The sequence below is a fragment of the Clostridium manihotivorum genome, assembly GCF_004015185.1.
Taxonomy (GTDB): Bacteria; Bacillota; Clostridia; order Clostridiales; family Clostridiaceae; genus Clostridium_AR; species Clostridium_AR manihotivorum.
This window is the reverse complement of sequence record NZ_CP025746.1, coordinates 4,382,773-4,397,525: the sequence shown is the minus strand read 5'-3', so window position 1 is coordinate 4,397,525 and position 14,753 is coordinate 4,382,773. Positions and strand designations below refer to the sequence as shown.

General features: G+C 36.5%; 8 protein-coding genes, 2 rRNA genes and 2 pseudogenes. All 12 read left to right on the top strand.

The window, feature by feature from the left end; all coding sequences use genetic code 11:
• Positions 1–164 precede the first annotated feature (164 nt).
• The 12 genes and pseudogenes from C1I91_RS19770 (at position 165) to C1I91_RS19705 (ending at position 14,676) form a co-directional block, all read left to right on the top strand.
• A 23S ribosomal RNA gene (locus C1I91_RS19770) occupies positions 165–3,075 on the top strand.
• A 218-nt stretch (positions 3,076–3,293) separates the two neighbouring features.
• A 5S ribosomal RNA gene (rrf, locus tag C1I91_RS19765) occupies positions 3,294–3,411 on the top strand.
• A gap of 224 nt (positions 3,412–3,635) precedes the next feature.
• Positions 3,636–5,166 (top strand): annotated as a pseudogene (locus C1I91_RS19760) (IS1182 family transposase).
• Between the two features lie 355 nt (positions 5,167–5,521).
• Positions 5,522–6,097: a hypothetical protein gene (locus C1I91_RS19755; RefSeq protein WP_128214416.1), complete on the top strand. Its 576-nt coding sequence runs from the start codon at positions 5,522–5,524 to the stop codon at positions 6,095–6,097.
• 83 nt (positions 6,098–6,180) lie between these two features.
• On the top strand, positions 6,181–6,741 hold the full coding sequence (locus C1I91_RS19750; protein ID WP_164880597.1) for an AAA family ATPase: 561 nt from the start codon (positions 6,181–6,183) through the stop codon (positions 6,739–6,741).
• A gap of 54 nt (positions 6,742–6,795) precedes the next feature.
• The gene (locus tag C1I91_RS19745) at positions 6,796–7,011 is read left to right on the top strand and encodes a hypothetical protein (RefSeq protein WP_128214414.1); all 216 of its coding nucleotides are present in this window, start codon (positions 6,796–6,798) and stop codon (positions 7,009–7,011) included.
• A gap of 573 nt (positions 7,012–7,584) precedes the next feature.
• A pseudogene (gene ltrA / locus C1I91_RS19735) lies at positions 7,585–8,995 on the top strand (group II intron reverse transcriptase/maturase).
• Between the two features lie 505 nt (positions 8,996–9,500).
• A complete protein-coding gene (gene ltrA, locus C1I91_RS19725; RefSeq protein WP_205694238.1) occupies positions 9,501–10,910 on the top strand; it encodes a group II intron reverse transcriptase/maturase in 1,410 nt (469 codons plus the stop codon).
• A 460-nt stretch (positions 10,911–11,370) separates the two neighbouring features.
• Entirely contained in the window at positions 11,371–12,105 is a 735-nt protein-coding gene (locus C1I91_RS19720) for a sulfite exporter TauE/SafE family protein (protein WP_128214413.1), read from the top strand.
• 36 nt (positions 12,106–12,141) lie between these two features.
• Positions 12,142–12,990, top strand: coding sequence for a Nif3-like dinuclear metal center hexameric protein (locus C1I91_RS19715; RefSeq protein ID WP_128214412.1), 849 nt, complete (start codon positions 12,142–12,144; stop codon positions 12,988–12,990).
• Between the two features lie 310 nt (positions 12,991–13,300).
• Entirely contained in the window at positions 13,301–14,068 is a 768-nt protein-coding gene (locus C1I91_RS19710; RefSeq protein WP_128214411.1) for a prolipoprotein diacylglyceryl transferase, read from the top strand.
• A gap of 80 nt (positions 14,069–14,148) precedes the next feature.
• Complete coding sequence (locus tag C1I91_RS19705; RefSeq protein WP_128214410.1) at positions 14,149–14,676, top strand: GNAT family N-acetyltransferase; 528 nt, start codon at positions 14,149–14,151, stop codon at positions 14,674–14,676.
• Positions 14,677–14,753: the final 77 nt, after the last annotated feature.

The following is a 14,753-nucleotide window of genomic DNA, read 5'->3' as shown; positions in this document are numbered from 1 at the left end:
CATCTATAAGTCATACGCAGAATTTGCGAAGCAAATTCGGAGTGGCATTAGAATCAAGCAATACGAGGAAGCGACCGAACGAGGAGCGGAGCTTGTTTCAAACAAGTGAGCACCGCAGTGACCGAGCTGACGAAGTAGTGCGCAGATTATAATGACACGACATAGGTTAAGTTAGAAAGGGCGCATGGTGAATGCCTTGGCATCAAGAGCCGAAGAAGGACGTGACAAGCTGCGATAAGCTTTGGGTAGGCGCAAATAGCCTGTGATCCAAAGATCTCCGAATGAGGAAACTCACGTAGGTAACCCTACGTATCTTATAGTGAATACATAGCTATAGGAGGGTAAACCTAGGGAACTGAAACATCTAAGTACCTAGAGGAAGAGAAAGAAAAATCGATTCCGTCAGTAGCGGCGAGCGAAATCGGAAGAGCCCAAACCAAAGATTTATCTTTGGGGTTGCGGACAGAACATAAATGTGGTGGCTATTGTAATTGAAGATATCTGGAAAGATACACCGTAGAAGGTAATAGTCCTGTAAGTGAAACAAGAAGACCATAGTTCTGCTCCAGAGTACCACGAGACACGTGAAACCTTGTGGGAAGTAGGGAGGACCACCTCCCAAGGCTAAATACTACTTGATGACCGATAGTGAAGAAGTACCGTGAGGGAAAGGTGAAAAGAACCCCGGGAGGGGGAGTGAAATAGAACCTGAAACCGTGTGCCTACAACCGATCATCAGAGCACCATATGTGTGTGATGATGTGCTTTTTGTAGAACGAGCCAACGAGTTACGGTATGTAGCGAGGTTAAGTACTTAAGGTACGGAGCCGAAGGGAAACCGAGTCTGAATAGGGCGAATAGTTGCATGCCGTAGACCCGAAACCGGGTGACCTATCCATGGCCAGGGTTGAAGCGAAGGTAAAACTTCGTGGAGGACCGAACCACGTTGGTGTTGAAAAACCATGGGATGAGCTGTGGATAGCGGAGAAATTCCAATCGAACTCGGAGATAGCTGGTTCTCCCCGAAATAGCTTTAGGGCTAGCGTCGGATATGACTAATGGAGGTAGAGCACTGAATGGGCTAGGGGGCATATCGCTTACTGAACCTTATCAAACTCCGAATGCCATATAGTATTAGTCCGGCAGTCAGACTGCGAATGATAAGATCCGTAGTCAAAAGGGAAACAGCCCAGATCGTCAGCTAAGGTCCCAAAGTATAAGTTAAGTGGAAAAGGATGTGGGATTTCTAAGACAACTAGGATGTTGGCTTAGAAGCAGCCACTCATTAAAAGAGTGCGTAATAGCTCACTAGTCGAGAGATCCTGCGCCGAAGATGTTCGGGGCTCAAACTTATCACCGAAGCTACGGCTAGTAGATTATTCTACTGGGGTAGGGGAGCGTCGTAATCGGGCTGAAGTCGTACCGTAAGGAGCGGTGGACTGATTACGAGTGAGTATGTTGGCATTAGTAGCGAGAACTAGGTGAGAATCCTAGTGGCCGAAAACCTAAGGTTTCCTCAGGAAGGCTCGTCCGCTGAGGGTTAGTCGGGACCTAAGCCGAGGCCGAAAGGCGTAGGTGATGGACAATCGGTTGATATTCCGATACCACTGCAAATCGTTATTACCGATGGAGTGACGCAGGAAGATAGAGTGTGCTAGCTATTGGATGCTAGTCTAAGCACTTAGACATGCAAGTAGGCAAATCCGCTTGCTAAGTTAAGGTGTGATGGGAAGGCCCTTGTGGCTGAAGTACTTGATTCTACGTCGCCAAGAAAAGCTTCTAGGGAGAAATGTAGTGCCCGTACCGCAAACCGACACAGGTAGGTGAGGAGAGAATCCTAAGGCCGGCGGAAGAATTACAGTTAAGGAACTCGGCAAATTGACCCCGTAACTTCGGGAGAAGGGGTGCCTACGAGAGTAGGTCGCAGAGAATAGGCCCAAGCAACTGTTTAGCAAAAACACAGGTCTCTGCTAAAGCGAAAGCTGATGTATAGGGGCTGACGCCCGCCCGGTGCTGGAAGGTTAAGGGGAATCGTTAGCGGTAACGCGAAGCGGTGAACTTAAGCCCCAGTAAACGGCGGCCGTAACTATAACGGTCCTAAGGTAGCGAAATTCCTTGTCAGGTAAGTTCTGACCCGCACGAATGGCGTAATGACTTGGGCACTGTCTCAACTGTAAATCCGGCGAAGTTGTAGTGCAAGTGAAGATGCTTGCTACCCGCGATTGGACGGAAAGACCCCGTAGAGCTTTACTGTAGCTTAGCATTGAGTTTCGGTATTGTCTGTACAGGATAGGTGGGAGACTGGGAAACATCCTCGTTAGGGGATGTGGAGTCGACCTTGGGATACCACCCCTGACAGTACTGGGATTCTAACCGGGCACCATGAAGCTGGTGACGGGACATTGTTAGGTGGGCAGTTTGACTGGGGCGGTCGCCTCCAAAAAAGTAACGGAGGCGCCCAAAGGTTCCCCTCAGAACGGTCGGAAATCGTTCGTAGAGTGCAAAGGCAGAAGGGAGCCTGACTGCGACACTTACAAGTGGAGCAGGGACGAAAGTCGGGCTTAGTGATCCGGTGGTACCTCGTGGGAGGGCCATCGCTCAACGGATAAAAAGCTACCTCGGGGATAACAGGCTGATCTCCCCAAGAGTCCACATCGACGGGGAGGTTTGGCACCTCGATGTCGGCTCGTCGCATCCTGGGGCTGAAGTAGGTCCCAAGGGTTGGGCTGTTCGCCCATTAAAGCGGCACGCGAGCTGGGTTCAGAACGTCGTGAGACAGTTCGGTCCCTATCCGTCGCGGGCGTAGGAAATTTGAGAGGAGCTGTCCTTAGTACGAGAGGACCGGGATGGACTGACCTCTGGTGCACCAGTTGTTCCGCCAGGAGCATAGCTGGGTAGCTACGTCGGGAAGGGATAAACGCTGAAGGTATCTAAGCGTGAAGCCCACCTCAAGATTAGATTTCCCATAGCATAAGCTAGTAAGATCCCTTGAAGAACACGAGGTTGATAGGTCGGAGGTGTAAGCATGGTAACATGTTCAGCTGACCGATACTAATAGATCGAGGGCTTAACCAAAACAATATTACAAAGTAAACTTAAGTGCAATTTTGAAAGAATAATCTTTCAATATCTAGTGATAATGCGTTCATGGGTTACACTCGTACCCATACTGTTCAAATGCATGTTATGCATTTGAAGGGTAATTTAGCATTCGATAGAAGGCGTTAAAAATTACCCCGAAGCCAGTTTGACTTCATAGTTTTAAAATGCATAATCATAAATAAGATATTATATCTAGTGATAATGCGTCTAAGGGTTACACCCGTACCCATACCGAACACGAAGGTTAAGACTTAGACGGCTGATGGTACTGCACGGGCGACTGTGTGGGAGAGTAAGTGGTCGCTAGGTGAATAAATACCTTGATGGTATAGAAAAAGACTTCACATTTTGTGAAGTTTTTTTTGCGTTTAAAATGGGACACGGGGACGGAGCGAAACCACTGAAAAACATATTATAAATATTTGAAAATATGTAAAATAAATCAGAATAAAGTAGAATAAAATACAAAAAACCCCCTTAAAATGGTATAATGGAATTGCGACAACCATAACCAAAAAGGGGGGTTCAACCATATGTTAAGAAATCAATCAAAACAATACAGTCTATATTCTATATTATACCACAAAATTCCCGATAATCATATATTGAAACTAATTGATCAAGCTGTGGATTTTAGTTTTGTTAATAAACTTCTTGAAAGTTCTTATTGCAAATATTATGGCCGTCCCGCAAAGGAACCGGAAATGATGATAAGATTGTTGATTTTACAATATTTATATAATTTATCGGATGAAAAAATAATAGAAGAAACTTCTTTAAATCTTGCATCCATGTGGTTTGTTGGCTTAAACCCAGAAGAGGAACTTCCGCATCCAAGTCTTCTTGCTAAATTTAGAGTTCATAGACTACAAGAAGTTACAATGGATGAAATCATAAAAGAAGTTGTAAAACAATGCGTTGAAAAAGGAATTATAAAAAGGACATAGTATAAGCATTGATGCTACTCATACACATGCTAATACAGGTAAGTTAGTTCCTGAGAGAGTATTAAAACACTTAGCTAAAAAAATCCTAAAGAACCTAGAAGAAGAAAGAGGGTCAATACCTGAGGGTGTTGATGCAAACATTCCTGATTATAAAGCAATCGACGATCACAAAGTAGCCAAAGAAACAATGAAAGCATACTTGGAAGATCTTATGGAGAAAGCAGAAAATCATATAGAAAATCCTGATACTTCTGCTACCGCAGCGGTTATTAAGAATGCTCGTGAAATCATATCCGATGAGAAATTTATTCAACAAAAAGGAGTACGTTCATTAGTAGACCAAGATGCAAGAGTGGGAAACAAAAGTAAAACTGATAGTTTTTTTGGATACAAGACAGAATTTATAATGACTACAGGTTCAGAACGTATAATCACTGCGGTAGCAGTACATGATGGAGCTTATGTTGACGGAACAGGTTTTAAAGAATTATACGAGCTAACGAAGGCAGCAGGGATTGAAGCGGAAGAAGTTTATGGTGATAAAGCATACTTTAGAAAACCCATTTTAGACTTAATTAAAGAAGATCAAGCAGAAGCTTATATACCTGTTAGTGAATCTGTATATCGTATCGATGAGAGTAAATTTAATTATAATAAAGACTCCGACCAATGGTATTGTAAATATGGAAACAATACAGTAAAAAAGAAAGCAAAAATCAATAAAAGTGGTAAAAAAAGTTTTAGATATACTTTTGACAAAGAAATATGTAAAGATTGTCCACACCGTTCTGAATGTATTAATGGTAAAGTGTCAGCAAGAACTTTAGAAGTTGGAGTAAATGCACATGAGTACTACGAGTATAGTCAACGTGCAAAGACTCAAGATTTTCTAGAAAAATATAAAAATCGTTCCTGTAATGAGTGGAAAAATGGTGAAATGAAGAGATTTCATGGGTTAGATCGTGCCAAAGGGTATGGTCTAAGAAGCATGGGCATGCAAGCCCGGTTAACGGCATTAGCGGTAAATTTGAAGATGATAGCCAAGCTGGTATCCTCCTTTTTATTAGATATACTGAAGTTTTTTACAAATAAAGGATGTTTAATCTATTTTTATTGAAGAAGCCGTTTTTTATTGTCTAAAAGATGCTACTTTTTCAGTGGTTTCGGACGGAGCTTCTGTCCCAAAATACAAGTCATATCTTTAAAACATATATAAGTTATTTAGTTAAAGATATATCGGTTATAATGAAGTATTATATTTATGATATATTAAATCCAAATAACTTAGGAATATAAATTATACTTGGTATTGGTAATATATATTAAAGATATTGTCAAAAAAGGCAAAATGAAATTCAATGGGAAAGGGTTACTTTGTAAGAATATATTGACAAAACACTGAAAATAAGTTGATAATTTAATAGTATTATTAAGATGGATATAATTGTATTTATGAGAGGATAAGTTTAAGTATGAAAAAAGTTTTTTGTGTAACAAGTTCCTGTATATTACTTGCTACAGTTATTAGTTCCTGTTCAATAGGAACTAAAAAAGCATATTATAGTGAAGACAAGATAAAAGGAGATATACCATCATATGTAGGTCATGGCCTATTAAGTAAAAGTGATATAGAAATAAAAAAAAGACTAGAAATTGGTGAAGTAAAGTATATCTTATTTGAAGCTAATAAAAAAATTGGAGATGCAGAGGTAATTCATGGTATTAATGCTAATGGTGATGAATACTATTCATTAGATTCAGTAGGATACAATAATAATTATTTTTTTAGTACGGTGGTTAGTAATAAAAGTGATAAATACATAATCGTCGAGGGGAAAAACTTCGATAAAAAAATTGCATATATAGAATGTACACTTGATAATGTAGAATATAAAATACATATACCAAAGGAAGATTATTTTATAGAAAGCGCTAAGATTAATGGACAAATAGATGCGTCAGATAAAAATTGTAATAATATAAAATTTTATGATGATAATGATATTGATATAACTAATAATGTAAGTAAAGAGTTATTTAAGGAGTAATTTTTATTGGAGAAGAATCTGCAATAGTACTGCAAAATAAGATAAAGTAATGCTATTTCTATATGATTCAAGGAGATGGATATATGGATGGTTTAATGATTATAATTACTGGTGCCTCAGCTACTGGCAAAACAGTATTAAGTAAGAAGTTAGGAAGTAAATTAAAACTATCAGTTATTAATAAAGATGAAATTAAAGAATTATTATTCGATAACTTAGGAGTTAAGGATGAAAGTTGGGCAGGAAAACTTGGAGTTACAAGTTTTGAGCTATGTTACATGTTTGCAGAGAAATTATGTAATACAGGAAAGTCCTTTATCCTAGAGGGGAACTTTGAAAACAGATATGCCTCTAAAATTTTTTCGCGGTTAAAGGAAAATTATAAGTATAGGATTTTACAAATATACTGCTACGGTCAAGTGGAAGTTTTGTATGATAGATATATTAGTAGAGATAATTCAGGAGAAAGACATCCAGGGCATATTATAAGTATACAAAATCTAGAACAATATAAAGAAAGAGTTAACAATAAAGACTTTAAGTTAGATATAGATGATGGCAAGAGAATAGATTTAGATACAACCAATTTTGAATTAATAGACATTGAAGCAATTTATGAGATGATAAATCTTAATTATAGGTAATGAGTATAAAGAACGGATGCTGAGATTGATATTATATAGATTAGGAGGTCGCATATGAGAAAATTAAATAATTATATTAAAGTTGGAATGGTATTAAATGCCTTTAGTTTATTCTTTAGTCGCTTTACTATTATTCCAGATTTTATTTTAGGAGTATGCTTAGGGGCTGGTATTTCACTTATGTTATTAGGCATATATGCAGAAAAACATGATATAAGCAAATTAAGAAGTTATAAATTAGCTTTAATTAATAAAGTAAGAAAGAGATAGGATGCTATAGTCAACTTAATAGCTTTGATTTTAATAGGAAAATTAGACGCTGTTAAAGTACTGGTGGGAATATAACCAGAGTTTAATAAAGAAAGTTTATAAGTTTTCCAATTATTTAAGTGATTTATGAAATTTTCATAAATCACTTTTTGTGTGCCCAGCATGGGCAACAACTTGGCGGTGAAAGTCCGCTGTGGGCTTGGTAGTGGGAACCACTAGCTAAGGGCAAGGGTGTCCATCGTGAGGTGGAATCTGAAGGAAGCCTAAGGCAAAATCTCGGTCTGAGGGATACGAACTACATATAAGGCTTACTAGGGACGGACGAGTTTGCAAAACAAAACAAAGTCCTACACTATCCCAAATTTCTAGGAGTAAATGTAGCAGATATATGAGATGAAGGTTGTTGTTCTTACCTGGGGAGGTCTGATAGATACATTGCTGATAAGATGAATTTCTAAAGCGATAACCTACATAGTGATATGTAATTGAACTATCAGAAGTCAGCAGAAGTCATAGTAACTCCGCTAATCGCGATAGCGGATGAAGGACTGAACTTTAAGGAGGTTTTCAAGTTTGAAAGTTTCGCAGAGTACTCAAAGATTGCAGAAAACTAAATATTTAGGCTCTAGTGCCCAAGATAGAGTGGAACTCGAAGATAAGCAAAGAGTGCATAGAGAATTCTCGGCAACTCCAAAGGAGAAAATCAGTGGATTTGAATATGGCTCACTAGAAAGGATATTATCCAAGGATAATATGAACTTGGCTCTTAAAAGAGTAATATCTAATAAAGGTAGCCATGGCGTGGACGGAATGACAGTTTATGAACTTAAACAATTTCTGAAAACAAACTGGGTATCTATTAGAGAGAGTATTCTTAATGGTGAGTATAGACCAATGCCAGTTAGAAGAGTAGAAATACCAAAACCTAATGGTGGTACTAGACTCTTAGGTATACCTACAGTTTTGGATAGACTTATCCAACAAGCTATTGCTCAAGAATTAAATAGTATCTATGATAGAAGATTTTCTGAAAGTAGCTTTGGTTTCCGCCCTCAAAGAGGTGCTAAAGACGCAATTAAGAAAGCAGAGCAATATATCAATGATGGCTATAGGTGGGTTGTTGATATGGACTTAGAGAAATTCTTTGATAAGGTTAACCATGATATCTTAATGTATAAATTATCAAGAAGCATTAAGGATAAGAGAGTATTATCCCTAATAAGGAAATACCTTCAGTCAGGAATAATGATAAATGGTGTAGTGGTAAGAAATGAAGAAGGAACTCCACAAGGAGGACCGTTGAGTCCATTGTTATCTAACATAATGCTAGATGAACTAGATAAAGAGTTAGAAATGAGAGGTCATAAATTCTGTCGCTACGCGGACGACTGTAATATCTATGTTAAAAGTGAGAGAGCAGGTAAAAGAGTCATGGAGAACATAACTGCTTTTATTGAAGGCAAGCTCAAACTTAAAGTAAATAGACAGAAGAGTGCAGTAGATAGACCTTGGAGAAGAAAATTTCTAGGATTTACATTAAACCTAATGTATGGAAAAGCATATGCATCTATATCAAAGCAATCACTGAGTCGACATAAAGATAAAAATCAAAGAGATACTATCTAGGTCAAAACCGATGACTTTGGAACAAAGAATAGAGAAGCTTAACTTAATTAATGTTGGGTGGATTAACTATTATGGAATAGCCAAATGCAAAGGAATAGTAGAACACATAGATATTTGGATAAGGCAAAGATTAAGAATGTGTATATGGAAACAGTGGAAGAAAGTTAGAACTAGATATAAAAACCTTAAGAAGCTGGGACTTGAACACTATCAAGCTATAAAGTTTGCCAATACCCGTAAAGGATACTGGCGAGTAGCAAATAGTGCGATTTTAAACACAACTCTTACAAATCAATTCTTCTCGGACATAGGATTGAAAAGCCTAGTGCGTCAATATATTAAAATTCAATCAACTTAAGGAACCGCCGTGTACCAGACCGGTACGCACGGTGGTGTGAGAGGACGCTGAATAAAATAATTATTCAGCTCCTACTCGATTTAGTGTGCCCAGCATGGGCAACAACTTGGCGGTGAAAGTCCGCTGTGGGCTTGGTAGTGGGAACCACTAGCTAAGGGCAAGGGTGTCCATCGTGAGGTGGAATCTGAAGGAAGCCTAAGGCAAAGTCTCGGTCTGAGGGACACGAACTACATATAAGGCTTACTAGGGACGGACGAGTTTGCTAAACAAAACGAAGTCCTACACTATCCCAATTCCTAGGAGTAAATGTAGCAGATATATGAGATGAAGGTTGTTGTTCTTACCTGGGGAGGTCTGATAGATACATCGCTAACAAAGATGAATTTCTAAGCGGTAACCTACATAGCGATATGTAACTGAACTATCAGAAGTCAGCAGAAGTCATAGTAACTCCGCTAATCGCGATAGCGGATGAAGGACTGAACTTTAAGGAGGTTTTTCAAGTTTGAAAGTTTCGCAGAATACTCAAAGATTGCAGAAAACTAAATATTTAGGCTCTAGTGCCCAAGATAGAGTGGAACTCGAAGATAAGCAAAGAGTGCATAGAGAATTCTCGGCAACTCCAAAGGAGAAAATCAGTGGATTTGAATATGGCTCACTAGAAAGGATATTATCCAAGGATAATATGAACTTGGCTCTTAAAAGAGTAATTTCTAATAAAGGTAGCCACGGCGTGGACGGAATGACAGTTTATAAACTTAAACAATTTTTGAAAACAAACTGGATATCTATTAGAGAAAGTATTCTTAATGGTGAGTATAGACCAATGCCAGTTAGAAGAGTAGAAATTCCAAAACCTAATGGTGGAACTAGGCTCTTAGGTATACCTACAGTTTTGGATAGACTTATCCAACAAGCTATTGCTCAAGAATTAAATAGTATCTATGATAGAAGATTTTCTGAAAGTAGCTTTGGTTTCCGCCCTCAAAGAGGTGCTAAAGACGCAATTAAGAAAGCAGAGCAATATATCAATGATGGCTATAGGTGGGTTGTTGATATGGACTTAGAGAAATTCTTTGATAAGGTTAACCATGATATCTTAATGTATAAATTATCAAGAAGCATTAAGGATAAGAGAGTATTATCCCTAATAAGGAAATACCTTCAGTCAGGAATAATGATAAATGGTGTAGTGGTAAGAAATGAAGAAGGAACTCCACAAGGAGGACCGTTGAGTCCATTGTTATCTAACATAATGCTAGATGAACTAGATAAAGAGTTAGAAATGAGAGGTCATAAATTCTGTCGCTACATGGACGACTGTAATATCTATGTTAAAAGTGAGAGAGCAGGTAAAAGAGTCATGGAGAACATAACTGCTTTTATTGAAGGCAAGCTCAAACTTAAAGTAAATAGACAGAAGAGTGCAGTAGATAGACCTTGGAGAAGAAAATTTCTAGGATTTACATTAAACCTAATGTATGGAAAAGCATATGCATCTATATCAAAGCAATCACTGAGTCGACATAAAGATAAAATCAAAGAGATACTATCTAGGTCAAAACCGATGACTTTGGAACAAAGAATAGAGAAGCTTAACTTAATTAATGTTGGGTGGATTAACTATTATGGAATAGCCAAGTGCAAAGGAATAGTAGAACACATAGATATTTGGATAAGGCAAAGATTAAGAATGTGTATATGGAAACAGTGGAAGAAAGTTAGAACTAGATATAAAAACCTTAAGAAGCTGGGACTTGAACACTATCAAGCTATAAAGTTTGCCAATACCCGTAAAGGATACTGGCGAGTAGCAAATAGTGCAATATTAAACACAACTCTTACAAATAAATTCTTCTCGGACTTAGGCTTAAAAAGCCTAACGCATCAATATATTAAAATTCATTCAACTTAAAGAACCGCCGTGTACCAGACCGGTATGCACGGTGGTGTGAGAGGACGCTGAATAAAATAATTATTCAGCTCCTACTCGATCTGTCTAGAAAGCTATCATGAAATCTAAATACCCACCAAGTATAATTAAAAAGGGTGTCTTTTTCGTAGGAAAGTATAAAAGTTTTTATCAGCTAAACCTAGTAAATTACCTAAGCTAGAAATTCAATGCAAAATAGTTATAACTAATATATGGGATATAAAATTAAAAAATGGATAGAAGATGAAAAAGAATGGGAAAAGTGTTACAATAAGTTAAATGGAAAAAGAACGTGTATACTACAGAATCAGGAAGTGCAATAACTTTAGATGGTGGACAAATAACATCATTAGGTAAAGCACAAATTTATAGACTTTAGAGATGTACTCAATGGTGACAGAGAGTTACTACTAAAAATTAATTTGAGTACATAGGAGACAAAATGCAAAACATATTTCTTTTTATTTCTACCTTAATAGCTTATTTTACTAAAAGTATAACTGGGTTTGGGAATACTCTGGTTATGGGATCTTTATTTTCCTTTCTTGTATCCAATAGAGTAACAACCCCTGTGGATCTTATTCTGAGTATTCCAACTAACAGTTATATAGTTTGGAGAGAAAGAAAAAATATTTCCCTTAAAGTTGTAATACCATTATCTATTATGCTATTAGCAGGTATAGTTCCAGGGACCTTTTTATTAAGAATAGGCAGTGATTGGATGCTAAAATCCTTGCTAGGAGTTGTAGTTGTAGGTATGGCAGTAGAAATGTGGACAAGAAAGCCTAGCAAAGCTTCAGAAAAGAAAAACAATCCTTTATTTCTTGTAATAATTGGAGTTCTTTCAGGTATTTTGGCAGGACTGTATGGCATTGGGGCACTTTTAGTAGCTTACATAAGTAGAACCACAGATAACAGAAGTGAATTTCGTGCTAATATCTGTTGTGTTTTTTTAGTTGATAATATATTTAGATTCTTTCTATATTTATATACTGGAATATTAAATAAGTCTGTAATCTCTACAGCAGTATTTCTTGCACCTGCAGTTATTATAGGTATGTATATAGGCTTTAAGGTAGACTCAAAGCTTAATGAAGAAACGGTAAAAAAATCAGTTATATTTTTATTAATAGCAAGTGGATTAGTTCTACTGGTTAAAAGTATTTTTGTTCATTAATTTTTTAAGATATTATGAAAACGTAGAGGAGAATTTATGAGAGCTATATATGTATATGATAAATTAGAAAAAGACTTTATATCAAAGGATCTAAGTGACGATTGGGCTAGATTTATGGGAGAAGTAGAAGAATATATTTCTGATAATTTCAAGGAAAGGAGTATGGGGCTAGTATGTGACTTCACAAAGGAGATAAAGTCAGTTTATTGTGCTGTATTTCCAACAAATGAGGTTATGGAAAAGCTTATAGAGGATAATGTTAAAGATGCAATGCTGTTTTTACATCATCCTTCTAACTGGGATATTAGAAGAAGTCAGCTTTTTTATCAGATGGATAGAGAACTACTAGAAAAGTTTAAAATCAATAGAATTCCTATATATATATTGCATGTACCATTAGATAACTATAGCGAATATTCAACTAGTAAGACCTTAGCCGATGCCTTAGATATAGTAGTTGAAAAGCCTTTTAAAAAATATTTTGGATCATTAAGTGGAGTTATCGGAAAAACCCAATGTAGCACTATAGAGGAGCTTCAAGATAGGTATTCACAGGTGCTAGGACACAAAACAAAACTGTATTGTTATGGTAAAAGTGATATATTAGCTGGAAAAGTGGCTATAGTAGCAGGCGGAGGAAACAGCATAGATACAGTCTCTGAGATGCTAGAAGAAGATGTTAAGGTTCTTATAACAGGAATATCTACTGATATTGAAAGATATTCAGAAGTTCATAAATTTGAGAAAGATAATAAGGTAAATGTTCTAGGTGGTACTCACTACTCTAGTGAAAAATTTGCTTGTCTTAAGATGTGTACTTACTTCGAGAAGCTTGGATTATCTTCCACCTTTATTCATGGAGAACCAGTATATGAGGATATGTAATAGAACTTAATTGTAATAAAATCGCTGATATCATCTAACAGAGATAATACTTTAATGCTTAAAGTTAAAATAAAGCTTTTCATGAATTTACGAAGCTCTATTTTAACATATTTAATTTTGATTTGAAGTAGGATAGTTATAGTATAAAGATATACTAATTTAATATTTAGACTTAAAATGAAGCTATTTATAAATATACAAAGCTATATCTTGATAGGTTTATTTATAAAGTAATAGGTCTATTAATTAAGCTACAAGATATTAAGTAAAAATTAATAATAACCTTAGATAATCATAGAAGGAGAGAGTTATGAAAAATGAATTGATAAAGATAGGACCAATTACGATCTACGGATATGGGCTGATGATTGCACTTGGAATATTAGCGGCATATGTATTGACAGAATACAGAGCAAAAAAGTTGAAGTTGGAATCAGAGAAGATTTCTTACTTAGCTATTTGGGGTGTAGGGGGAGGCATACTAGGTGCTAAGCTATTATATTACATAACAGAGATAAAGGAAATAGTAGCTAACCCTAAAGTTCTATTAAATATATCAGATGGTTTCGTGGTTTTTGGAGGAATTATAGGAGGTATTTTAGGAGGGTATCTGTACTGTAAGAGATCAAATTTAAAGTTTCTAAAGTACTTTGATTTAATAATGCCGGCTGTTGCATTAGCTCAAGGCTTTGGGCGAATAGGATGTTTTTTAGCTGGTTGTTGTTATGGTGAAGAAACCACAAGTAGCATTGGAGTAGTATTTAAGCAATCTAATTTTGCGCCTAATGGTGTTAAATTAATTCCTACACAATTGATATCTAGTGGTTTAGATTTTCTCAATTTTCTTGTGCTATTGTATATTGCTAAGAATAAAAAGGTAGATGGTCAAGTTGCTGGATTTTACCTTGTATTTTATAGTGCAGGGAGATTTGTTTTAGAATTCTTTAGAGGAGATTTAGTTCGTGGTACAGTAGGCATTATGTCTACCTCTCAGTTCATATCAATTTTTACGTTTATTATGGGGATGATTTTGGTACTTGTAACTGGTAACAGACACTTACATGAAGCTGCTCAGTAGATTGACAAGATTATAAAAATATAAATTGATGTTAAATTTTTTCATAGAATCCAATATTACTTTGAAAGGTAGTTTTGTATATGAGAACTCCAGTATTAGAAACAGAGAGATTAGGCTTGCGTCCTTTTTGTATTGATGATGCAAAGCAGGTATTTGAATGTTGGGAAAGTGATAAGGATGTTGCAAAGTACATGTTTTGGGAAAGCCATGAGGATATAAATAAAACTGTGGCTTGGGTGAAAACTGAATTAAGTAAGGTAGAATCAAATGAGTGGTATCGATGGGCTGTAACATTAAAGGAATCAGGAGAGTTGGTTGGTACAGCTCTTATATACTTAGAAGAAGAGTACGGAAAATTTGAGATTGCTTATAACTTTGGTAAAAGCTTTTGGGGCCATGGCTATGCAACTGAAACCATGAATAAAGTAATATCATTTATAAAAGAGCAATTAGATATTAAAGAAATCATGGGAAGGCATGCTAAAGAAAATCCTGCATCTGGTAAGGTTTTGGAAAAGTTAGGCTTTGAATATATTAGAGATATACCATATGAATGCAATAGAGGTAAAAATCTTTATCAAGGAAAAGAATATATACTGAGGTTATAGAATTTTAAAAAAGTTAATTACCTAGTGAAACCCGCATAAATACTATATATTTATATGATTTTATAAATATATAAAGT

What these genes read in the sequence shown, in the direction of transcription:
- C1I91_RS19705 (WP_128214410.1), top strand. Translation starts at nt 14,149, where the DNA reads ATGAGAACTCCAGTATTAGAAACAGAGAGATTAGGCTTGCGTCCTTTT.
- C1I91_RS19755 (WP_128214416.1), top strand. Translation starts at nt 5,522, where the DNA reads ATGAAAAAAGTTTTTTGTGTAACAAGTTCCTGTATATTACTTGCTACA.
- C1I91_RS19750 (WP_164880597.1), top strand. Translation starts at nt 6,181, where the DNA reads ATGGATGGTTTAATGATTATAATTACTGGTGCCTCAGCTACTGGCAAA.
- C1I91_RS19745 (WP_128214414.1), top strand. Translation starts at nt 6,796, where the DNA reads ATGAGAAAATTAAATAATTATATTAAAGTTGGAATGGTATTAAATGCC.
- C1I91_RS19715 (WP_128214412.1), top strand. Translation starts at nt 12,142, where the DNA reads ATGAGAGCTATATATGTATATGATAAATTAGAAAAAGACTTTATATCA.
- C1I91_RS19710 (WP_128214411.1), top strand. Translation starts at nt 13,301, where the DNA reads ATGAAAAATGAATTGATAAAGATAGGACCAATTACGATCTACGGATAT.
- C1I91_RS19720 (WP_128214413.1), top strand. Translation starts at nt 11,371, where the DNA reads ATGCAAAACATATTTCTTTTTATTTCTACCTTAATAGCTTATTTTACT.